Origin of the sequence: Rhizobacter sp. SG703 (assembly GCF_012275445.1) — a bacterium.
In the GTDB taxonomy this organism is placed as follows: Bacteria; Pseudomonadota; Gammaproteobacteria; order Burkholderiales; family Burkholderiaceae_C; genus Rhizobacter.
Genome location: NZ_JAAZQK010000007.1, coordinates 262,652 through 284,524, shown reverse-complemented (window position 1 = coordinate 284,524; position 21,873 = coordinate 262,652). Strand labels below are relative to the sequence as shown.

The following is a 21,873-nucleotide window of genomic DNA, read 5'->3' as shown; positions in this document are numbered from 1 at the left end:
ACGGAGCCCGCCACGTGACAGCCCCGCAGAAAGCCCGCATCCTGTTCGTCGACGACGAAGAACGCATCATCAACCTGCTGCGCGTGATGTTTCGCAACACCTACGAGGTGTTCACCGCGTCGAGCGGCGCGCAGGCGCTGGAGATCCTGCGCCACGAGCCCATCGACGTGATCGTCAGCGACCAGCGCATGCCCGGCATGACCGGTGTGCAGCTGCTGGCCAAGGTGTGCCAGCATTGGCCGCACACGGTGCGCGTGCTGTTGACCGGCTATGCCGACCAGGAGGCCATCCTCGGTTCGGTCAACGACGGCCAGATCTTTCGCTACCTGACCAAACCCTGGGACCAGGACGCGATCCGCACGACGCTGGCCGACGCGGCCGAGGTCGGCCAGATGCAGTCGCGCCCGGCCCCGATCGTCACGCCGCCGGGTTCGGCGGGCCGCGCCGCGGCGGCGCCGGTGGCCGGCGTGCTGCTGCTCGATGACAGCGAGGACGACTGCGCGCTGGTCCGGCAGGCGCTCGGCGCGGAGCTCACGGTGTACCGGGCCGACAGCGTCGCCGGCGCGTTGCAACTGCTGGCGCGCCACGCGATCGGCGTAATGGTGTGCGAAGCGCGCGTCGGCGGCGCCGACACCGGCCAGCTGCTGCACGCGTTGAAGACCCATTTCCCGGCGCTGATCACCGTGATGCTGACGGACCACACCGATGCGGACGAGGTCGTGCGGCTGATCAACCAGGCCCGCATCTACCGCTTCGCCAGCAAGCCGATCCGTCCGGCGGTGCTGAGCCTCGCGGTGTCGGCAGCGATGAAGGAGCACCTGCGCTGCCTGGGAGACGCCCGCCACGTCGCGCTGCACCGCACGGTGCGCGTTGCCGGGCTCGACGCGCCGGTGCCGAGCGGCATCCTGCAGGGGCTGAAGGCGATGACCGCGCGCTGGCGGCTGTTCTCGGCCTGAACGGGGCGGTGCCGGAGCCGATACCATCGCAGCCACGATGGACGACACACCCGACTGGCTGCACCACCTCCACACCCTGGCCGACCAGCCCCCGCAGACGCTGCGCGAGCGGCTTTGGCTGCAGGCCACCGACGCGGTGATCGGCTCGATCGAGCCGCTGCTCGCCCGCCACATGGAACAAGCCGACCTGCCAGTGCGCCCGCGTGCCGGCGGCTGGCAGGTCGAAGGCCCGCCGGACGCGGCGCTGGCGGTGATCGCCCGCTGGCTGCACGAGCACGGCCTGGGCGGCGCCTGGCGCGACGAGCTGCTGGCGGTGACGAACGAGCACGACGAGCGGCAGGCGCTGATCGAGCGTGCGGCGGTGCGCCCGCTGGGCATCGCGACCGTCGCGGTGCATTTGGTGGGTCACACCGGCGACGGCCGCGTGTGGGTGCAGCAACGAGCGTTCGACAAGGCGACCGACCCCGGCCAGTGGGACACGCTGTCCGGCGGCATGCTGTCGGCGAGCGAGACGGTGGCGTCCGCGCTGCACCGCGAGACCTGGGAGGAAGCCGGGCTCGAAGTGGCGACGATGCGCAACGTGCGCGCGCTCGGCCACCAGCGGGTGCGCCGCCCGGTCGACGGCAACGGGTACATGGTCGAGCGCATCGAGATGTTCGAGGGCGAGGTGCTGCCCGGCATCGATCCCGACAACCAGGATGGCGAGGTCGAGGGCTTCGATTGCGTGCCGGCCGGACAACTGCTCGAGAGCCTGAAGGCCGGCGTCTTCACGCTCGAGGCCGCGCTGGTGCATGCGCACTGGCTGAAACGGCACGGCTACTTGTAGTTGGCCCCTCGGTCGACGGGTACGTCGCCCGATCCCCCGAGGGGAACGATGGCCGCGGCTCCAAGCCCGCCTGCGCGGGCTTGGACGGCCAGAGTGCGAGCCGCGTCTCGCGGCTTGCGGGGGCCGGCTTGGGGCGGCCCGGCGCTCGGCCCTCTAGGATTCGTCGGAAGAGAGCGCCGACAGCTGCGAATGCCGGATCCGCGTCTGCGACAGCGCGCCGGCCGATTCGAGGATCGGGTACGCGATCGAGCAGATGTGCGAATTGATGCGTTTCAGGTCGCTGATCAGGTCGATGTGCAGCGAACTGGTCTCGATGCTCTGCGCGGTGTTCTCCTGCAGCCGCACGATGTGGCTTGCGGCGTACTCGTGCTCCAGGTCGCGGAAGCGCGCCTTTTCTTCCAGCAGCCGCTTCGCGTCGCGCACGTGGCCGTCGAGGAACACGCTCATGCCAAGCCGCAGGTTGGCCATCAGCCGCTCGTGCAGGTGCACGATCTCGGCCATGCCGGCATCGGAGAAGCTGCGGTTCTTGCGCACCTTCTTGTCCTCGATGTCCTGCAGCACGCGCTCGATGATGTCGCCGATCTGCTCCATGTTGATCGTGAACGAGACGATGTCGGTCCAGCGCCGGCTCTCGCGCTCGGACAGCGCCTTGCGCGAGATCTGCGTCAGGTAGAACTTGATCGCCGAGTACAGCTCGTCGACCACGTCGTCCATCTTGCGCAGCTGCTCGGCCAGCGCCAGGTCGTTGTAGCGGATCACCGGCAGGATGCCGCGCAGCATCGTCTCGACCACGTCGGCCTGGTGCAGCGCCTCGCGCGCGGCGCAGGCGATCGCGACCGACGGCGAGCTCAGCGCCAGCGGGTCGAGGTGGCGCGGGCGGTCGGTGCCGAGCGCGCGCGGCTGCGGCAGGTAGTTGTCGAGCAGGCGGCCGACCAGCGGCGTGAACGGAATGAAGAGCACCGAGCGCGCGATGTTGAACGCCAGGTGGAACACCACCACCTGCTGCAGCACGGTCGGCACATAGTCCTGCAGCAGCACGTGGGCCTGCGGCAGCAGCGGGATCATCGCGAGGCAGCCGACCAGCTTGAACAGGAAGTTGCCGAGCGGCATGCGGCGCGCCTGCACCGACCCGCGCGCGGTCGCCAGCAGCGGCAACGCACCGGTGCCGAGGTTGGCGCCAAGCACCAGGCCGAGCGCGACCGGCGCCGGCAGCAGGCCGGCATTGGCCAGCATCGCGACCAGCAGCACGGTGGCGAGGCTGGAGTACGAGACGACGGCCAGCACCGCGCCGATCGTGATCTCGAGCATCACGTCATTGGGCAGGCTGACCAGCATCGCGCGCACCGCCGGCGAGCGCGTCAGCGGCTCGGTGGCGGCGACGATCAGCTGCAGCGCGAGCGTGATCAGTCCGAGGCCGATGACGACGCGCCCGACGCGACCGATGCCGCGGTCTTCCTGCGACAGGAACATCACGACGCCGGCGAAGATCAGCAGCGGCGACACCCACGACAGGTCGAACGACAGCAGCACCGACATCAGCGCGGTGCCGACGTCGGCGCCCAGCATCACGGCCAGCGCGGCGCCGGTGTCCATCAGGCCCTTGCCGACGAACGAGGTGACGATCAGGCTGGTGGCGGTGCTCGACTGCACCAGCGCGGTGACGCCGACGCCGGCCAGCAGCGCGACGATGCGGCTGCGTACGCTGCGCGAGATCACGGCCCGCAGGTTCTCGCCGAACACCCGCAGCATGCCGACCCGCACGATGTGCGTGCCCCAGACGAGCAAGGAGATGGCGGCGAGCAGGTTCAGCAGGTGTTGCATGTGGTGAGGTTGTAACCCAATTTCGGGCCGGGCTTTGCGATCATGCGGGCTCCAACTGCGGGGGAAGGTCCATGGCGCGGCAGACGAGGTGGCACGGGAAGCGGTGGCTGGTGGCGATGGTCGGGCTCTGGCTCGGTTGCGTGGCGGGGGGGCGCCTGCGGGGCCAGCCTGCGGGTGGCCAGCGGCTTCGACCCGCAGACGATGGACCCGCATGCGCTCGCGCTGCTGTACCACTCGCGGGTCAGCACGCAGGTGTACGAGTCGCTGGTGGGGCGCGACGAGCAGTTCAGGCTGGAACCCGCGCTTGCGTTGTCGTGGCAGGCGATGGACGAGCGGACCTGGCGCTTCAAGCTGCGACCCGGCGTGGTCTTCCACGACGGCAGCCCGATGAGCGCCGACGATGTGGTCTTCTCGGTCGATCGTGCGCGCCAGCCGCCATCGCAGCGCGCGTTCCAGCTCGGCGCCGTGGCCGAGGTCCGCAAGGTCGACGCGTTGACGGTCGACTTCGTGCTGGGCTCGCCCGACGCGGTGTTCCCCGAGAAACTGCCGTTCATCGGCGTCATGAGCAAGGCCTGGGCCAGCCGCCATGGCGTCGAGCGCGCGCAGGACTTCAATGGCAAGCAGGAGACCTTCGCGGTGCGCAACGCCAATGGCACCGGACCGTTCCGGCTGGAGCGTTACGAGCCGGATGTGCGTGTCGTGCTGAAGGCCAACGAGCGCTGGTGGGGCCGCGGCGACAAGCGCAACGGCAACCTCGACGAGGTGAGCTTCCTGCCGATCCGCCAGGAGGCGACGCGGCTGGCGGCGCTGAGCTCCGGTGAGGTCGACCTGGTGCTCGACCCGCCGTTCCAGGACGTGGCACGCCTGAAGGCCGACCCGGGCCTGACGGTGATGCAGGTCGCCGACCTGGGCCAGCAGTACCTCGCGTTCGACCAGTCGCGCGAGCAGTTGCTCGATGCCGACGTGAAGGGCCGCAACCCGTTCAAGGACCGGCGGGTGCGCCAGGCGGTCTACCAGGCGATCAACGTCGACCTGATCGTCGGCAAGGTGCTGCGCGGCCAGGCGACGCCGACCGGGGCCTTCCTGTCGCCGCTGGTCGACGGCTCGCTGGCCGAGCTGGACAGGCGCCTGCCCTACGACCCGGTGGCCGCGAAGAAGCTGCTCGCGCAGGCCGGCTACCCGGACGGCTTCGCGGTGACGCTGGATTGCGTGAACATCGCGTGGCGCGAGAACGTCTGCCAGGCCGCGACCGCGATGCTGGCGCAGGTGGGCATCCGCACGACGCTGCGCTCGTCGGCGACCAACCAGTTCTTCCCGAAGCTGAGCCAGGCAACCGGCACTTTCGTCGAGTTCGGCTGGACGCCGACCACCGACGCCTGGGCGACGCTGAACGCGCTGTTCCACAGTTTCGGCCAGGGCGGGGCGGGCACCTTCAACGTCGGGCGCTACGCCAATCCGGCGCTGGACACGTTGATCGACGGCATTCGCGTCGAGCCCGACCTGATGCGCCGGCGCGCGATGGTCGGCGTCGCGCTGCGGCTGATCGGCGACGACCTGCCCTATGTGCCGCTGTACCGGCGTACGCTGAGCTGGGCGATGCAGAAGAAGGTGAAGGCAGTGCAGTGGCCGGACGACATCGTGGCGCTGCGCTGGGTGAAGGTGTAGCCCCCCAGTCGCTATCGCTCCTGCCCCCGAGGGGCGCCACCTGGCGGCCCGGCAAAGCCGGCTCCGCGGGCGTTGCTTGATCTTTCACGGCCTGTCGGCCTGCTCGGTCACGTTTTCATTTGCAGCAGCCGCGAGATCGTGTCCGCCGCCTCCAGCAGCTTCGGCAGGAAGGCCTCCAGCATGTGCCCCGGCGGCGTGCGGTTGACCTGCCCGCTGATGTTCAACGCGGCGATCGAACGGCCGGAGCGATCGCGGATCGGTGCCGACATCGACACCAGCCCTTCCTCCAGCTCCTGGCTGACGAGGCTCCAGCCCTGGCGCCGCACCTGGGCGATCAGCCCCTTCAGGCGCTGCGGGTCGGTCTCGGTGTGCGGTGTGCGGGCGGTCAGTGCCATCGACGCGATGCGCTGGTCGAGCTCATCCGGCGGCAGCCCGGCCAGCAGCGTGCGGCCCATCGACGTGCAGTAGGCCGGCAGCCGGCTGCCGATGCCCAGGTTGATGCTCATGATCTTGTGCGTCGGCACGCGCAGCACGTAGACGATGTCGGCGCCTTCGAGCACCGCCGCCGAGCTCGATTCCTTCACCTGCTCGACCAGCGCCTCCATCACCGGCTCGGCCAGGTTCCACAGCGGCAGCGACGACAGGTAGGCGAAGCCGAGGTCGAGGATCTTCGGCGTCAGCCGGAACTGCCGGCCCTGGCTCTCGACATAGCCCAGGCCTTCCAGCGTCAGCAGGATGCGGCGCGCGCCGGCGCGCGTCAGGCCGGTGCGCTGCGCGACCTCGCTGAGCGTCTGTTGCGGCGCCTTCGCGCTGAACGAGCGAATGACGCTCAGGCCGCGTGCGAACGACTGCACGTAGGTGTCGCCGGGGCGGGGTTTGTCGGCGGGCGGGACAGCGGGGGAGGCGTCGTCGGGCGAGGTCATCGGCGCAGTCTAGCGCCGGCTTTCGCGCGGTTTGCCGGCGCTCGGCATGAGATCGATTGCGACGGCAGATGTCGTGCACGTCGCACGGTGTGGCATCAGGGTTTCACCGGGTAAAGGCGCCGCGGACGGGGGAACGGCAGGCGGCGAGGGGCGACCCAACCCGCACCCCTCACGCTTCGCGAAAGGATGTTCCATGAGACCCCTGCTGATCCTCGCCGTCGCCACCCTCGCCACGCAGGGTGCCGCCTTTGCCGCGGCCGCCACCGGCCGCGAGACCGCCCCCGACGCCGCCTGGGCCGAGCGCATGCGGCTGATCGGCCGCACGCCTGAGCCCGGCGAGCGCGCCGTGCCGCTGCCGTCCGACACGCTGGCGCAGAGCGCCGCCGAGCGCCGGCAGGACTATGTGGAGCGCATGGCGCTGATCGGCCGCACGCCCGGTCCGGCCGAGGTGGCCGCCGCGACGGCGCCCGGCCACCCGATGCTGGCCGCGGCACCGAGCTTCGACGAACGGATGAAACTGATCGGCCGCAGCCCCTGGTCGCAGTGACGGTGGGGCCGGGAAACCCGGCAGCGGAACCGGCCCGGGGCGCGGTATGGTTCGGGACTTGCAACGCGGTCCCGTCCCCTACCGGAGCCCCCCCGATGAAACGAATCCTCCCGCTGCTGCTGTGCTTCGCCGCGCTCGGTGCGCAGGCGCTGGACCTGTCGAAGCTGCCGAAGCTGCGTGTTGGCGTCGAAGGCGCCTACCCGCCGTTCAGCACCATCGCCCCCGACGGCACGCTGCAGGGCTTCGACATCGACATCGCCAACGCGTTGTGCACCGAGATGAAGGCCCGCTGCACCTTGGTGCAGCAGGAGTTCGACGGGCTGATCCCGTCGCTGCAGTCGCGCAAGTTCGACCTGATCGTCGCGTCGATGGCGATCACGCCCGAGCGCCTGAAGGTGGTCGCGTTCACCGACAAGTACTACAACAGCGCGAACAAGCTGATCGCGAAGATCGGCTCGCCGATCGACGGCACGCCCGAGCGCTTCAAGGGCCTGCGCATCGGCGTGCAGCGCACCACCATCAACGACCGCTACGTCAGCGCCAAGTTCACCACCGCGACCATCGTGCGCTATGCGAGCCAGGACGAGGTCTACCTCGACCTCGCGGCCGGCCGCATCGACGCGACGATGGTCGACGGCATCGCCGGCGACGTCGGCTTCCTGAAGACGCCGGCCGGCAAGGGCTTCGGCTTCGTCGGTCCCGACTACCGCGACCCGGAGTACTTCGGCGCCGGTGCCGGCATTGCGCTGCGCAAGGGCGACACCGAGCTGCGCGACCGGCTGAACGCCGCGATCAAGGCGATCCGCGCCAACGGCACCTACCAGAAGCTCGCGTCGAAGTACTTCAACTACGACATCTACGGCCAGTGATGCTGCACGGCTACCTGCCGAGCCTGCTCGAGGGCCTGCGGCTGACGCTGGGCGTCGCGCTCGCATCGCTGGCCGTCGCGGTGCTGCTCGGCTTGGCGGGTGCCGCGGCCAAGCTGTCGCATTCGGCGTTCTGGCGGCGCAGCGCAACCGTCTACACCACGCTGATCCGCGGCGTGCCCGACCTGGTGCTGATGCTGCTGATCTTCTACGGCGGGCAGCTCGCGGTGAACGAGATCGCACCGCACCTGGGCATCGACGACTACATCGACATCGACCCGTTCGCCGCCGGCGTGGCGACGCTCGGCTTCATCTTCGGCGCCTACCTGACCGAGACCTTCCGCGGCGCGATCCTCGCGATCCCGCACGGGCAGGCGGAGGCGGGGCGGGCCTTCGGCATGACGCCGGCGCAGGTGTTCCGGCGCATCCTGCTGCCGCAGATGCTGCGGCTCGCGCTGCCCGGCTTCGCGAACAACTGGCTGGTGCTGGTGAAGTCGACCGCGCTGGTGTCGGTGATCGGGCTGACCGACATGATGCAGAAGGCCGGCCAGGCCGCCGGCGCGACGCGCGAGCCGTTCACCTTCTACCTGGCCGCGGCCGCGCTGTACCTGCTGATCACGACGGTGTCGGTCGTCGTGCTGCGCGCGCTGGAGAAGCGCTGGTCGGCGGGCGTGCAGGCGATCTCGCTGTGACGCGGTCGACGAGGCCGGCGCGATGAGCTTCGACGCGATCGCCGACAACCTGCCGCTGTACCTGTCGGGCGCATGGACGACGCTGCGGCTGCTGGCGATGTCGCTGGCGCTCGGCCTGCTGGCCGCGATCCCGCTCGGCGTGATGCGCGCGTCGAGCCGACGCCGCTGGTGGCTGCCGGTGGCGTGCTTCACCTTCGTGGTCCGCGGCACGCCGCTGCTGGTGCAGCTGTTCCTGCTGTACTACGGGCTCGCGCAGTTCGAGGCGGTGCGGGCCGGCGTGCTGTGGCCGCTGCTGTCGAGCGCCTGGTTCTGCGCGGTGGCGGCGTTCGCGGTCAACACCTGCGCGTACACCACCGAGATCGTCGCCGGCGCGATCCGCGCGACGCCGGCGGGCGAGGTCGACGCGGCGCGCAGCGTCGGCATGCCGTGGACACTGATGGTGCGGCGCATCCTGCTGCCGTCGGCGCTGCGGCGCGCGCTGCCGGCCTACGGCAACGAGGTGGTGCTGATGCTGCACGCCACCTCGCTGGCCAGCATCGTCACGCTGCTCGACCTGACCGGCGCGGCGCGCGACGTCAACTCGCGCTTCTTCCTGCCGTTCCCGGCTTTCGTCACCGCGGCGCTGTTCTACCTCGCCATCACCTTCGTGCTGGTGGCGCTGTTCCGGCGCGCCGAAGCGCGCTGGACCCGCCACCTGCGACCCCGCTCCTGACCCTCCTGCCCCGACTCCCGATGCAAACCCGACACCACCCGCTGAGCGGCGCTTCGCTGCTGACCCGACGCGAGATCGTCAGCTTCCACTACGGCCCGCAGGACAGCGGCCGCAAGGTCTACGTCCAGGCCTCGCTGCATGCCGACGAGCTGCCCGGCATGCTGGTCGCGCACCACCTGCGCCTGCGGCTGGCGCAACTGGAGAGCGAGGGCAGGCTGCGCGCCGAGGTCGTCGTCGTGCCGGTGGCCAATCCGATCGGGCTCGGCCAGTCGCTGCTGCGCATGCCGATCGGGCGCTTCGAGCTCGGCAGCGGCGAGAACTTCAACCGGCACTACCCGGCCTTGTTCGAGCCGGTGCGCGCGCGCATCGATGCGACGCTCGGCGCCGACCCGGCCGCCAACGCGCGACTGGTGCGCGAGGCGCTGCGCGACGCGGTGCGCGCGCTGCCCGAGATCCACGAGCTGATGAGCCAGCGCAAGACGCTGATGGCGCTGGCCTGCGATGCCGAGGTGGTGCTGGACCTGCATTGCGACAGCGAGGCGGTGGCGCACCTCTACACCGCGACGCCGCTGTGGCCCGAGGTCGAGCCGCTGGCCCGTTGCCTGGGCGCGCAGGCCTCGCTGCTGGCGCTGGAGTCGGGCGACAACCCGTTCGACGAGGCCTGCTCGCAGACCTGGTGGCAGCTGGCCGCGCACTTCGGGACGCAGCGTCCGGTGCCGCTCGGCTGCCTGTCGGTCACGGTGGAGCTGCGCGGCGAATCCAGCGTCACGCACCCGCAGGCCGCGGCCGATGCGGCGGCGCTGCTCGACTTCCTGACGCTGCGCGGCCTGGTCGACGGCCCGGCCCCGGCCTTGCCGCCGCTGCCGTTCCCGGCCACGCCCTTGTCGGGCACCGAGGTGGTGTCGGCGCCGGCGAGCGGTGTGGTCGCCTACCACCGCGAGCCGGGCGACGTGGTGCGCGCCGGCGACCTGATCGCCGACGTGATCGACCCGATCAGCGGCGAGGTGCACCCGCTGCACACCCGCGTCGACGGCCTGTTCTTCGCGCGCGACCGCGTGCGCTACGCGGTGGCGGGCCGCCCGCTGTTCAAGGTCGCGGGCGCGACGCCGGTGCGCAGCGGCAAGCTGTCGAGCGATTGATGACGGCCGTTCGGGCGGAGCAGCTCCGGGTCGAGGACCTGCACAAGAAGTTCGGCGACACCGAGGTGCTGAAGGGCGTCTCGCTGGCCGCGGGCCAGGGCGACGTGATCAGCATCGTCGGCTCGTCGGGCTCGGGCAAGAGCACGCTGCTGCGCTGCATCAACCTGCTCGAGCCGCCCGATGCCGGCCGCATCACGCTGTCCGGCGAGACGATCGCGCTGAAGCCGGGGCGCGACGGCCGATTGCGGGCCGTCGATGCGAAGCAGCTGCAGCGCCTGCGCAGCCGGCTCGCGATGGTGTTCCAGCACTTCAACCTGTGGGCGCACATGACCGCGCTCGAGAACGTGATCGAGGCGCCGGTCCATGTGCTCGGCGTGCCGAGGGCGCAGGCGGTGGAGCGCGCCGAGGCGCTGCTCGCGCGCGTCGGCGTGCTGCACCGCCAGGGCCTCTACCCGTCGCAGCTGTCGGGCGGCGAGCAGCAGCGCGTCGCGATCGCGCGGGCGCTCGCGATGGAGCCGCAGGTGATGCTGTTCGACGAGCCGACCTCGGCGCTCGACCCCGAGCTGGTCGGCGAGGTGCTGAAGGTGATGCGCGGACTGGCGGCCGAGGGGCGCACGATGATCGTCGTCACCCATGAGATGGCGTTCGCGGCCGAGGTGTCGCGCCACGTGATGTTCCTGCACCAAGGCGTGGTCGAGGAAGAGGGCGACCCGCGCGAGGTGCTGGTGCGCCCGCGCAGCGAGCGGCTGCGGCGCTTCCTGGCCGGCAGCCTGAAGTGATCGCGTGACGTGGCCCGTCAGCCGCCGGTGTCCGCCATCGCCTCGCCGAGGCGGATCGCGCCGCCCGGCGCCCACGCCGGATTGAAGGCCAGCGGCCCGGCGGGAAACAGCATCACCACGGTGGAGCCGAGCAGGAAGCGGCCCATTTCGGCGCCTTGCTTCAGCTCCTGCGGCTCGATCTCGTAGCGCCAGTCGCGAACCCGGCCGGTGCGCGTCGGGTTCACGACGCCGTGCCAGACCGTCGCCATGCTGCCGACGATGGTGGCGCCCACCAGCACCAGCACGAACGGGCCGGCGGCCGATTCGAACACGCAGACGACGCGCTCGTTGCGCGCGAACAGCCCCGGCACCCCGCGCGCGGTCGTCGGGTTGACCGAGAACAGCGCGCCGGGCACGTGGATCATGCGCACGATGTGGCCGTCGCGCGGCATGTGGATGCGGTGGTAGTCGCGCGGGCTGAGGTACAGCGTCGCGAAGTGGCCGTTGTCGAAGCGTTTGGCCAGCGCCGCGTCGCCGCCGACCAGCGCGGTCGTGGTGTAGTGGTGTCCCTTGGCCTGGAAGATCTGGTCGTGCTCGATGCGGCCGAACTGGCTGATCGCGCCGTCCACCGGGCAGACCAGGTCGGCCTTCGCGATCGGCCGCGCGCCCGGCTTCAGCGCCCGCGTGAAGAACTCGTTGAAGGTGGCGTAGCTCTCGATCTCGGGCCGCGCCGCCTCGCTCATGTCCACGCCGTAGCGCTTGACGAACCAGCGGATCAGCCGCGTCGTCGACGGGCCGGCGCTGGCCGACGCGATGCGCCCGGCCAACAGCGTCAGCGCTTGCTTGGGAAGAAAGTACTGCGGCAGGACAGAGAAGCGATCCGACACGATTGGGGGGCACGAGGCTGGCGAAGCTGCGCAGTGTAGCGATGCCGCCGCGCGCGTCCCCCGGGGATCATCCCGCAGTGCGCAGCTGGGTGTTGAAGAACGCGATCGTGCGCGTCCAGGCCTGCTTCGCGGCCGCCTCGTCGTAGCGCGGCGTGGTGTCGTTGTTGAAGCCGTGCTGCGTGCCGGGGTACTTGTAGGCGTCGAACTTCACCTTCGCGGCCTTCAGCGCCGCCTCGTACGGCGGCCAGGCGGCGTTGATGCGCTCGTCGTTGTCGGCGAAGAACAGCAGCAGCGGTGCCTTGATGCCGGCCACCTTGTCGAGCGCCGGCGCGTTGCCGTAGAACGGCACGCCGGCCGCCAGCTCGGGCACGCGCGTGGCCAGCGTGTTGACGACGCCGCCGCCGTAGCAGAAGCCGACCGCGCCGAGCTTGCCGTTGCCCAGCGGGTGCGCGCGCAGGTAGTTGGCGGCGGCGACGAAGTCCTCCAGCGTCTTGGCTTGGTCGAGCTTGGCGAACAGCTCGCGTGCCTTGTCCTCGTCGCCGGGGTAGCCGCCGAGCGGGAACAGCGCGTCGGGCGCGAACGCGATGAAGTTCTCGAGCGCGAGGCGGCGGGCGATGTCCTCGATGTGCGGGTTCAGGCCGCGGTTCTCGTGCACCACCAGCACCAGCGGCAGCTTGCCGGCGACGCGTGCCGGCTTGACGAGGTAGCCGCGCACCTTGCCGTAGCCGAGCGGCGACGGGATCTCGACCGATTCGGCCGAGATGCGCGGGTCGGTCTTCGGCACCTGTTCGGCGGCGGCGAATTTCGGGCTCAGCGCCTCGAGCAGGCCGACGGCCGTCAGGCCGCCGACGGCGTACTTGCGGGCGCCGTCGAGGAAGCCGCGGCGGTCGATCTGGCCATGCACGTACTTGTCGAACAGGCGCAGCACCTCGGGGTCGAAGTCGTTCGCGGTCTGGCGGGGCTTGTCGTTGGCCATCGGGGAACCTCTCTGGTGGTGGATCGGAACAGGGCGGGGACTGAGCCGCGCAGTTGAGCGGCAAACGGCAGGCCTGTCACCTGCCCGGCGATTGCCAACGTACAGAACTCAGGTTTTGGGCGCTGACCGCACGCCTGAAACGCACACCTGCCTGCGCGGCCCGCAGAATGCGCGATCCCCGCTGCCGCCATGCCCCGTGATCCCCTACGACCCCAGCCGCACCGCCTTGTACGCGCCCGAACGGGCGCCCACGTTGTTCGCGCCCCAGGCGCCGCCGACGTTGCTGCAACTGGCCACCGAGGCGTCGCGCCTGGCCTATGTGCGGGCCGAGGGCTCGAAGGCCGAGGCCGACCGGCTGGCCGCCGCGCTGGCGCGGGCCGGCTTCGAGGCGCCGCGGCTGTTCGTCGACACGGCCAGCGGCTCGCAGGCCTTCGGTGCGCTGCGCCCGGCCGACGGGCTGGTGCTGGTGGCCTTCCGCGGCACGCAGCCCGACGAACTCGCCGACCTGGCGACCGACCTGAACGCGCTGACGACACCGTGGCCCGAAGCCGCCGGCCGGGTGCACGTCGGCTTTGCCGGCGCGGCGCGCACGCTGCTGCCGCGCATCGGCCATTGGCTGGATGGCGATGCAAAGCCGCGCAACGGGCTGCTGCTGACCGGCCACAGCCTGGGCGCGGCGCTGGCGACCCTCGCGGCCTCGGTGTGGCCCGAAGGCCGGCTGGTGACGCTCGGCTCGCCGCGGGTCGGCGACGCGGCCTTTGCCGCCGGGCTGCGCAATCCGCAGCGCATCCGGCTCGTCAACTGCTGCGACCTGGTCACCGACCTGCCGCCGAGCCTGAGCGCGTATGCGCACGTGACGCCGGCCAGCTACATCACGAGCGGCGGCGAACTGGTCGAGCGGCCCGATGCGGTCCAGGTCGACGACGACCGAATGCGCGCCCGCACCGCCTACTTCGGCGAGCATGCCGGCAAGCCCGGCGCCGTGCTGCTGCGCGACCTGGCGGACCATGCGCCGATCAACTATGCGCGGGCGTTTTTCTGAGCCTCAGTCACGGGTGCCGGGCAGCGGCGCACCGCAATCGCTGCAATAGCGCGCGCTGGCGGCATGCCCCTCGCTCAGGCAGGCCGGGCAGGTGCGGGTGGTGGGCGCCGGCTGGCCGCGAAAGCGCAGCGCGGTGAATTCGGCACTGACGATGCCGGTGGGCACCGCGAGCGTGCCCCAGCCGACCAGCATCATGAACGACGCGATGAAGCGGCCGAGCCCGGTCTTCGGCGTGATGTCGCCGAAGCCGACGGTGGTCATCGTCGAGATCGCCCAGTAGACCGACACCGGGATGTTGTCGAAGCCGTTGCGCGGCCCCTCGACCGCATACATCAGGCTGCCCATCACGATGGTGACCAGCAGCACGAAGCTCAGGAACACCAGGATCTTGCGGCGGCTGGCCATCAGCGCCTCGCCGAGCGCGCGGTATTCGGCGATGTAGGCGGCCAGCTTCAGGATGCGGAACAGCCGCAGCAGGCGCAGCGCCCGCACGTCGATCAGCGCATGCAGGCCCGGCACCACCAGCGCGGCCCAGGTCGGCAGCACCGCCAGCAGGTCGATCACGCCGAACACGCTGCCGGCGTAGCGGCCGGGCCGCTGCACGCAGGCGAGCCGCGCCAGGTACTCGAGGCTGAACAGCACGGTGAACACCCATTCGAGCACCGAGAAGACGCCGCCCCAGCGCGCGTGCACCGACGCGAAGCTGTCGAGCATCACGACGGCGACGCTCGCGAGGATCAGCCACACCAGCACCAGGTCGAACAGCCGGCCGCTGCGCGTGTCGGCTTCGAAGATCACCGTGAACAGCCGCAAGCGCCAGCCGGTGGGCGGGCGGCCGAAGCGGTCGGCGGGCTCGGCCGGCGCGGCGGGCGGCACCGGCATCAGACCGCTTCCCAGCGCTCGCTGCGTTCGGAGCGGAACAGCGCGTCGATCACCCGCATGTTGGTGATCGCATCGTCGACGCCGTAGGGCAGCGCGATCTCGCCGCGCACCGCGCGCGAGAACGCATCGCCCTGCAGCGTGTACTGGTCGGCCTCGGGCAGCGTCTCGGTCTCGATGGCCGAGCCGTCGAGCGCGCGGCCGGCGTCGATGAAGATCTTCGTGCGGCCGCCGAGCGGCGCATTGAACGGGATCTGGATCTCGATGCGGCCGGTGGTGCCGACCACCTGCACGCGCTGGTACGGCACGCTTTGCGTCGACACCGTGAAGTCGAGGTGGCGGCCGGCGCCGAAGTCGGCGAGCGCGCTGCAGCTGCGGTCGGTGCGGAAGTTCGGGTCGCGGTCGATCAGCGCGATCACGCGTTTCGGATCGGCCTCGAACAGGAAGCGGCCGGCGACGATCGCGTAGCAGCCGATGTCGTACAGCGCGCCGCCGCCGATGCCGGGCATGTTGCGGATGTTGGCCGGATCGTCGTTGAAGTACGAGAAGAAGACCTGCACCGAGCGCACGGTGCCGATGCGGCCGGCGCGCAGCAGCTCGCGCACGCGCAGCCACTGTGGGTGGTAGCGCACCATGAAGGCCTCGCTGACGAGGACCTTGTCGGCGACGGTGCGCAGCTCGGCCGCTTCTTGCGCGGTGATGGACACCGGCTTCTCGCACAGCACGTGCTTGCCGGCCCGCGCGGCCTGCAGCGTCAGCGGGATGTGCAGATGGTTGGGCAGTGGGTTGTAGACGGCCTCGATCTCGGGGTCGGCGAGCATTTCTTCGTACGAACCGTAAGCCTTGGCCAGCCCGAGCTTGTCGGCCGCCTCGCGGGCTGGCCCGAGCGAGCGCGACGCGATGCCGCGCACCTCGCAGAAGGCGCTCTTCTGCATGCCGGGAATGACCTTCTCGATGCCGATCTTCGCGGTGCTGAGAACACCCCACACGACCTTCTTCATGCTGCCTCCGGGAATTGGTGCCGGCCGACACTGTAGTCCGGCCGGAGCTCCCGTGGAATCCGGCGGGGAGATGGGTCAGCCGCGCAGGTCGCGCCGCATGCGCACCGCGTCCTCGACGTCTTCGTAGTAGCCGGAGACGATGCCGGTCTCGCGGAAGCCGTGGTGGCGGTAGAACGAGCGGGCCTGCGTGTTGCTGGCGCGCGCCTCGACGCGGATCACCGCGATCCCGGCGGCGCGGGTGGTGGCATCGAGCCAGGCCATCAGGCCCGAGCCGATGTGGCGGTGGCGCTGCGCCGCGGCGACGGCGAGCAGCAGCAGGTGGGCTTCCTCGTCGTCGTATTTCATGATCGCGAAGCCGTGCAGCGCGCCCTGTTCGTGGCAGACGATCACGTTGGTGCTGCGGTCGCGCAGGCTGCGGCGCACGCGCTGCGGCGTCCAGCGCCAGGGCAGGCCGTGCTCGATGGCCTCGCGCGACAGTGCGGCGATGGCGTGCGCGTCTTCGGGCAGGGCGAGGCGGATCTCGACGGCGGCGGGCATGGCGCGCAGCTTAAGCGCTCCGGCACCCCGATCCGGGCGGGCCGGCCCGCCGTTTTTTTTGATAGACTGGCGCCCTTGTTGGGGGGGTAGCTCAGCTGGGAGAGCGTCGCGTTCGCAATGCGAAGGTCGGGAGTTCGATCCTCCTCCTCTCCACCAACAAACCCTTGAAGCCCGTTGGATGTCCAACGGGCTTCTTCATTTCCGAGGGCTGCTGGCTACTCCGCAGCAATGTCGTGACCCGCCATGTGTTGTACGGCGCTAACCACCACGGATGTCCACACGCGGTGCCACACGTTCCCGCATTTGTTCATAGATGGGAATTGCCACACCCTCGGCAACTTCAAGAGATACGCACAGCGCAAACTTCACCGGGTCAACGATGCGGCCAGCATCGGCAAGGCAGTTCACGCGAACGCTCAGGTACGTTTCGTCATCGACAGGAACCGCACGAGCCCCATCGAACACCTCATGGTGGACCGTTCCCAAGCGAAGCTGCCGCCACTCGCCTTCAGCACGTTCACCCCGCAATGCGCCGTCTGGCAGATCAACCCACAGTCGGGCAACGCGGTACTTGGAATGGCGTGGGTTGACGGGCGTCATCCATGCCAGCGTCGCAGTGACTCGGCGACCAAGGACCGTTGCATGAAGGGCGCGTGGAATGGGCACACGAAACTCCAGCGCCTTCTCGTTACGCAGCGTACCTACGCCGAGGAGGGTGGCACGCTGGGCTGAGCAAGTCAGGGCTCGCTCGACATCTGCGACACCCAAGCCTGCATACCGGCTGACAAGACGGCGCTGCGCCTGCCATTCATCGACATCGGGCCTCGCAGCAAGAACTTGCGCTTGAATGTCACCAAGGCCCGCGCCGTGCGCCAACAGAGCCTTGATCAGCACCGTGTCGTACCGAGCTTCCAGTGTGGGGTTGCCTGCACGCAAGATCTCCAGCATCGCATGCGTACGCGCTGACCATCGCGTAGCTATTGCGCACGCATTGCTTGTTCCGCGAGTGTGAACCGCTATACCCTGCGGCGTGGGAGGTGCCGCGACAAGCTGACCAGGGGGCTGCAACGAATGAATCGGGTGCACCCGCGTCTGACCAGTAGGCGAAATTGCCGCCTCTCGATACAGGACACGCCCACCCGGCAGCAGGATGTCAGGTTTCACTGCACGCCGGAACCCCGGACCAATGCCTGAGTACGGAGCCAAACCACTCTCCGCAAATATCAGGAACCGGCCGCCCACAGCGGGCGGCGTTGATGCGTCCGCGTGGCTTGCTCCCACCGTGAGCGCGTTTACGGATTCCGCAGGGGCCAGAACGCGTCGATGCATGTCATCGCTGCAGATAGCTCTCGTCGCCAACTCCGACCGCTGCGGCAGCGTCATCTTCTGTAAGGTTCCTGAGGCGGTATCGAGCAGCAAATCGTCCATCTGATTGCCCGCGCTCACGATGAACAGCACGTTGTACTTATGCTGGAGCCAGTCGATCAGCCGTGCCCATGGGGACAGCTCCCCCGTGAAGAAGCGATACGGATCGCCTACTGACAAGTTGATCACCCTCACGCCCGGTGCCGCTGCTGGCCGCCCGGGCTCGCTCTCGAACATTCGCCGCACAGCTACATGGACCAGATCGATGAGCAAGCGGTCGTCGGGCGTACGCTCTTCACGCTGTCCGCCTTCTCCCGCTGGCCGCATGATGGGTCGCGCATAAATGGGGCGAGATAGTGGAGCCCCTGGCGCGCCGAGATCGCCCAACGCAATCAGCGACGCCATCGCTGTTCCATGAAAGCGCTCAGGGGCGGGGTAGTCTTCTGACCACGAGTCTGGATCGTCGATCAAGACGCGGCCTTGCAGGAGCGGGTGATTCGCCAAGGGCAGGCCGTCAAGCAATGCAACGATGGGCGTGCCATCGGTGCGTTGCACCAACGGCTGTGCAGGCGCACGTTCATTCCCTGGCTCAAGAGGTACCGTAGCCTGCCCGTGAGCACGAAAGAACATCACGCGATCGGATTTCAGTAGTGGTGGCATATCGCCGGCAAAGAACTCGGCGACACCCGCAGCCGGAACCGCTACCAAAAAGGCGTGATACGCGATCTCGTCGATAAGACTTTCCGACAGCACGGTTCCGCGAAGGTGGGCGACCAACGCACGAATCTCACGTGTCGCGGCGGCATTTCTTGCCGGTGACTCGAAATGCCAAGCCTCAATCTCAAACCTCAGTACTGCATCACCATGCTCGATCCTGAATCGCCACGAGTCGCGCAAACTCGGCTCTAGTCGATCTGCCGGCCCCCAGAACCTTGCGTCCTTGAGATGCTTGAAAACCTGCTTCCACGCTTCGAGCTTGCTACCCAGCTTCACGTTTGGGTCGGCATTGAATCTTTCCCATAGACGCACAACCTCATCCAACGCGGCGCGGTTGCTGCCGACAAGAAATACCTTTCCGCCCAAACGCTTGTCGCCGTCATCCGTGTCGTAGAAGTCCTCGTCCGGCTCGACCTTGTCGTCCATGCCGGCAAGCCATTCCAATCCCGGGACGCGCCGCGCCGCGGTGATGAAGTCGCTCACCGCCCCAACAGTCTCAAGAACGAGCACCAAGTCTGGATCGTCGTTCTGTGCGTGGGCACGAAGCTCAAGGCGACGAGCATCGAATGCATGTTTCAAACGCGCAAACTGCGTACCCAGGCGAATGCCTTGCCGAGCATGGTTCGGCAAGTGGACCGAAGACGGGAATCCCTGACCGTCCTCGCGTTGAACAGCGGTCGGTGCCGGGAAGATAAGCAGAGGAAGCGCCTCGGGGGTGCCCGTAGCCACTGCTTAGTCCTTGGCTGCGGTTTCTGGCCCTACTCGACCTTTCCACTGCGTCAAGCGATCGGCCACGATGCGCTTGATATCTGCCCCCGGCAGCGCCAGCACGTAGCGTCGTCGCACGTCCAGGCAGAACTGCTCAAGGTCTGAAAAATTTTGGGCTGGGAAACGCCCGGCAAGGGTCTTGGTAGACATGCCGAGCGGCATTCCGACCTCGCCTTCAAAGCGATCGAACCACGCAACCCGCTGCGCGAACGTCGGCGCAGGCAGGTCCAACCGAAGCTGGAACCGTCGCCACACGGCCCGGTCAAGAAGCTCCGCGTGGTTGGTGGCCGTCACCACAACCACATGGCTTGGCAACGAATCAATCTGAAGGAGCAGCGAACTCACGACGCGCTTGATCTCGCCCGTCTCATGGGTATCCCCTCGCTCCTTGCCCAACGTGTCGAACTCGTCGAAGAAAAGAACGCAATGGTGGGTACGAGCGAAATCAAAAAGCCGCTTCAACCGACCGCTCGTCTCGCCAAGAAAACTTCCAACGACGGCTTCGTAGCGCACCACGAAGAGAGGAGCCATCAACTCAAACGCGATGCCCTCTGCAAGCGTCGTTTTGCCGTTGCCGGGAGGTCCAGCCAACAGCACGCGATGGCGCGGCTCGATGCCGTACGACCGCAGAAGATCAACACGCTGCTGCTCTTCGACCAGTTCGCGCACCGGGGCCAGTACCGAATCGTCGAGAAAAATGCTCTCCAATCCTCGGCGCGGTTCGATCTCGTAGAGCAGACCTCCGTGGCCGCCGTCGAAACTACGCACCACCTCGGGAGTCTTGGCGCCTTGCGCCGGCTGATGACGCAGGTTCTCCTCCAACCTGTCGGCGAGTTGGCCGTGCCGCTTGGCGCGTTCCTCGGCCGCCATGGCCTCTACGGTCGAGCGGAACGTTCGTTGATCGCCCTGGGTGCCAGCGCGCACGAGGTTTACAAGGAGATCTGCTCGGGGCATGGGTGGGCGAAAGTAGGTTGTCGGGCGAGTATATCGATGGACTGTTGCCGGCCATCTTGACTGTTAGCACATCAATGCACATGCTTCGCCGCGTGCCAAAGCTTTGATTTCGAACACACATGAGCGAGCCATCACCAACAAGACCTTGCTTGATCCGTTTGCGAACGAGCGGTTGCGTCAGGCCGACATCGACGCCGGCAAGTTGGTGTTGCGCAAGCGGGGCGGAGCAGGGGCCCTCCAGCGTCACGAAGAGTCGACGTCGTTCGAGGAGCATGAGCGAGTCGAGGACGTCAAGCGCGAGGCCCTCAAGCAGGCGGCTCGCCGAGGCTGGGTGGATGTCTCTGCGGGGCGCTACGCCGATGTCGCAGACGATCAGCTCAAGGAATTCGTCGGCCAAATGGGGTGCCGCGCTACACACACTGCCAAGACGAAGACGTGATATCGAGATCTGCCGTTCCACCGCGCTGCGCGTCATGTGCAGATAGCCGGTAGCGGCGCACAGTTCTGGCTCGTCGCGGCCGCGACAAAGGGGCAGCGTTCGGTGAGATCCGGTACGGCATGGAGCTCATCGCCCGCGCCCTTCAGGCGTTCATGCCCCCATCCCCCTCAGCACGTCATAGCAAGCCCCCATCGTGTGGTAGTCCACCTTCCCGGCCGGGCTCTTCTCGTCCGAGATCTTGCGGTTGTCCGGCGTCAGGATGCGGTACCACGCGCCGTGCCGGTGGTCGATCATGTGCGCCCAGCTGTAGCCCCACAGCTTGTCGTACCAGCCCCAATACGCGTCGTCGCCGGTGCGCAGCGCGAGCAGCGCGGCGGCGGCCAGGCTCTCGGCCTGCACCCAGAAATACTTGTCGCCGTCGCACACGCTGCCATCGGGCGCGAAGCCGTAGACCAGCCCGCCGTGCGTTGCATCCCAGCCGCGGCGCATCGCGGTGTCGAAGAAGCGGCGCGCGGTCGGCAGCAGCCAGGCCGGGCGCTGGTCGGCCGGCAGGTGGGTCTCCAGCTGCAGCAGCAGCTTGGTCCACTCGGTCAGGTGCCCGGTCTGGAAGCCCCACGGCCGAAAGATGTTCGTCTTGTCGTCGCGGTTGTAGTCCCAGTCGACCGACCAGTCGGCCCGGTAGTGCTCCCACACCAGCGGGCCGTCCTGCGTGTCGGCCAGCGCCGCCTGGCGCTGCGTGATCGATTCGGCCAGCGTCAGCGCGCGCTGCAGGTACTTCGGGTCCTTCGTCGCGTCGTACGCGGCGATCATCGCCTCGCAGCTGTGCATGTTGGCGTTCTGGCCGCGGTAGCTGCCGACGGTCCACGCGGCATCCGCCTCGTCGGCATACAGCCCGCGCGCCGGTTCCCAGAAGCGCCGCTCCATCAGCGCGACGCTCTCGTCCAGCCCGGCGCGCGCCTCTTCCACGCCGGCCATCAGCGCGTGCGCATGCGCGAGCACCACGAACGCCAGGCCGTAGCAGTGGTTGGTGTCGTCCTGCACGGTGGCCTTCGTGCCGTCCCAGTCGAGCTGCCACGCATAGCCGCCGTTCGGCTGCCGGTGCGCCTGCTGCAGGAAGCGCAGGCCATGCCGCGCGCCGTCCTGCCAGCGCGCATCGCCGAAGCGCCGGAACGCCATCGCGTGCGTGAACACGAAGCGCGTGCTGCTGACCAGGTGGCGCGTGCGCCGGTCGTAGACGGTGCCGTCGTCCTTGAAGAAGTGGAAGAAGCCGCCGCTGTCGTCGCGGCAGCGGCCGTCGTAGAAGGCCAGCGTGTGGCGGATGTGGGCGAGCAGGGGCTCGGGGCGGCGGAAGTCGGGCACGGGCGGCGTCGTTGTCATGGGAATCGTTCAGGGAAAGTCGTTCA

General features: G+C 68.7%; 21 protein-coding genes and 1 tRNA gene. 12 read left to right on the top strand and 10 right to left on the bottom strand.

Going from position 1 to position 21,873, the window contains the following annotated elements; translation table 11 throughout:
* Positions 1–14: 14 nt before the first annotated feature.
* Together FHT26_RS16850 and FHT26_RS16845 are read left to right on the top strand one after the other, a co-directional pair.
* A complete protein-coding gene (locus FHT26_RS16850; protein ID WP_168561267.1) occupies positions 15–956 on the top strand; it encodes a response regulator in 942 nt (313 codons plus the stop codon).
* Between the two features lie 37 nt (positions 957–993).
* On the top strand, positions 994–1,782 hold the full coding sequence (locus FHT26_RS16845; protein ID WP_168561266.1) for an NUDIX hydrolase: 789 nt from the start codon (positions 994–996) through the stop codon (positions 1,780–1,782).
* A gap of 153 nt (positions 1,783–1,935) precedes the next feature.
* On the opposite strand, the gene FHT26_RS16840 is transcribed toward FHT26_RS16845, so the two are convergent.
* On the bottom strand, positions 1,936–3,603 hold the full coding sequence (locus FHT26_RS16840; protein ID WP_168561265.1) for a Na/Pi cotransporter family protein: 1,668 nt from the start codon (positions 3,601–3,603) through the stop codon (positions 1,936–1,938).
* Between the two features lie 174 nt (positions 3,604–3,777).
* On the opposite strand from FHT26_RS16840, the gene FHT26_RS16835 reads away from it, so the two are divergent.
* Entirely contained in the window at positions 3,778–5,268 is a 1,491-nt protein-coding gene (locus FHT26_RS16835) for an ABC transporter substrate-binding protein (protein WP_168561264.1), read from the top strand.
* Positions 5,269–5,375: 107 nt separating this feature from the next.
* Here the strand turns inward: FHT26_RS16835 and FHT26_RS16830 are convergent, their stop codons facing one another.
* Entirely contained in the window at positions 5,376–6,191 is an 816-nt protein-coding gene (locus FHT26_RS16830) for an IclR family transcriptional regulator (RefSeq protein WP_168561263.1), read from the bottom strand.
* A 193-nt stretch (positions 6,192–6,384) separates the two neighbouring features.
* On the opposite strand from FHT26_RS16830, the gene FHT26_RS16825 reads away from it, so the two are divergent.
* The 6 genes from FHT26_RS16825 (at position 6,385) to FHT26_RS16800 (ending at position 10,926) form a co-directional block, all read left to right on the top strand.
* Entirely contained in the window at positions 6,385–6,738 is a 354-nt protein-coding gene (locus FHT26_RS16825) for a hypothetical protein (RefSeq protein WP_168561262.1), read from the top strand.
* A 95-nt stretch (positions 6,739–6,833) separates the two neighbouring features.
* Positions 6,834–7,607: an ABC transporter substrate-binding protein gene (locus tag FHT26_RS16820; protein WP_168561261.1), complete on the top strand. Its 774-nt coding sequence runs from the start codon at positions 6,834–6,836 to the stop codon at positions 7,605–7,607.
* A complete protein-coding gene (locus FHT26_RS16815; protein WP_168561260.1) occupies positions 7,607–8,296 on the top strand; it encodes an ABC transporter permease in 690 nt (229 codons plus the stop codon). The genes FHT26_RS16820 and FHT26_RS16815 overlap by 1 nt, the downstream gene beginning before the upstream one ends.
* A 22-nt stretch (positions 8,297–8,318) precedes the next feature.
* Positions 8,319–9,008 (top strand): ABC transporter permease, encoded by a 690-nt coding sequence (locus FHT26_RS16810; RefSeq protein ID WP_168561259.1) that lies wholly within the window; start codon positions 8,319–8,321, stop codon positions 9,006–9,008.
* Between the two features lie 20 nt (positions 9,009–9,028).
* A complete protein-coding gene (locus tag FHT26_RS16805) occupies positions 9,029–10,147 on the top strand; it encodes a succinylglutamate desuccinylase/aspartoacylase family protein (protein ID WP_168561258.1) in 1,119 nt (372 codons plus the stop codon).
* Positions 10,147–10,926 (top strand): ABC transporter ATP-binding protein, encoded by a 780-nt coding sequence (locus tag FHT26_RS16800; RefSeq protein ID WP_168561257.1) that lies wholly within the window; start codon positions 10,147–10,149, stop codon positions 10,924–10,926. The genes FHT26_RS16805 and FHT26_RS16800 overlap by 1 nt, the downstream gene beginning before the upstream one ends.
* A gap of 17 nt (positions 10,927–10,943) precedes the next feature.
* Here FHT26_RS16800 and asd read toward each other — a convergent pair whose 3' ends face one another.
* Both asd and FHT26_RS16790 read right to left on the bottom strand, forming a co-directional pair.
* A complete protein-coding gene (gene asd, locus FHT26_RS16795; protein ID WP_168561256.1) occupies positions 10,944–11,792 on the bottom strand; it encodes an archaetidylserine decarboxylase in 849 nt (282 codons plus the stop codon).
* Between the two features lie 67 nt (positions 11,793–11,859).
* Positions 11,860–12,768, bottom strand: a complete 909-nt coding sequence (locus FHT26_RS16790) for a dienelactone hydrolase family protein (protein ID WP_168561255.1) — start codon at positions 12,766–12,768, stop codon at positions 11,860–11,862.
* 253 nt (positions 12,769–13,021) lie between these two features.
* On the opposite strand from FHT26_RS16790, the gene FHT26_RS16785 reads away from it, so the two are divergent.
* Complete coding sequence (locus FHT26_RS16785) at positions 13,022–13,810, top strand: lipase family protein (protein ID WP_246867936.1); 789 nt, start codon at positions 13,022–13,024, stop codon at positions 13,808–13,810.
* Positions 13,811–13,813: 3 nt separating this feature from the next.
* Here FHT26_RS16785 and FHT26_RS16780 read toward each other — a convergent pair whose 3' ends face one another.
* The 3 genes from FHT26_RS16780 to FHT26_RS16770 all read right to left on the bottom strand — a co-directional run bounded on the left by FHT26_RS16780 (position 13,814) and on the right by FHT26_RS16770 (position 16,227).
* Positions 13,814–14,692 (bottom strand): ion transporter, encoded by an 879-nt coding sequence (locus FHT26_RS16780; RefSeq protein ID WP_168561254.1) that lies wholly within the window; start codon positions 14,690–14,692, stop codon positions 13,814–13,816.
* Entirely contained in the window at positions 14,692–15,690 is a 999-nt protein-coding gene (locus FHT26_RS16775; RefSeq protein WP_168561253.1) for a Gfo/Idh/MocA family protein, read from the bottom strand. Before FHT26_RS16775 ends, FHT26_RS16780 begins: the two co-directional genes overlap by 1 nt.
* 75 nt (positions 15,691–15,765) lie before the next feature.
* Positions 15,766–16,227, bottom strand: coding sequence for a GNAT family N-acetyltransferase (locus tag FHT26_RS16770; protein WP_168561252.1), 462 nt, complete (start codon positions 16,225–16,227; stop codon positions 15,766–15,768).
* Positions 16,228–16,307: 80 nt separating this feature from the next.
* Between FHT26_RS16770 and FHT26_RS16765 the strand changes: the two genes are divergently transcribed.
* Positions 16,308–16,383 (top strand) — tRNA-Ala (locus FHT26_RS16765).
* 102 nt (positions 16,384–16,485) lie between these two features.
* Here the strand turns inward: FHT26_RS16765 and FHT26_RS16760 are convergent.
* Both FHT26_RS16760 and FHT26_RS16755 read right to left on the bottom strand, forming a co-directional pair.
* Positions 16,486–19,038 carry a S8 family serine peptidase gene (locus FHT26_RS16760; RefSeq protein ID WP_168561251.1) on the bottom strand — a complete coding sequence of 851 codons (2,553 nt, stop codon included), beginning with the start codon at positions 19,036–19,038 and terminating at the stop codon, positions 16,486–16,488.
* Positions 19,039–19,041: 3 nt separating this feature from the next.
* Complete coding sequence (locus FHT26_RS16755; RefSeq protein WP_168561250.1) at positions 19,042–20,031, bottom strand: AAA family ATPase; 990 nt, start codon at positions 20,029–20,031, stop codon at positions 19,042–19,044.
* A 103-nt stretch (positions 20,032–20,134) separates the two neighbouring features.
* On the opposite strand from FHT26_RS16755, the gene FHT26_RS30015 reads away from it, so the two are divergent.
* Positions 20,135–20,470, top strand: a complete 336-nt coding sequence (locus FHT26_RS30015; protein WP_246867935.1) for a hypothetical protein — start codon at positions 20,135–20,137, stop codon at positions 20,468–20,470.
* Positions 20,471–20,620: 150 nt separating this feature from the next.
* Here FHT26_RS30015 and FHT26_RS16745 read toward each other — a convergent pair whose 3' ends face one another.
* Complete coding sequence (locus tag FHT26_RS16745) at positions 20,621–21,847, bottom strand: AGE family epimerase/isomerase (RefSeq protein WP_168561249.1); 1,227 nt, start codon at positions 21,845–21,847, stop codon at positions 20,621–20,623.
* Positions 21,848–21,873: the final 26 nt, after the last annotated feature.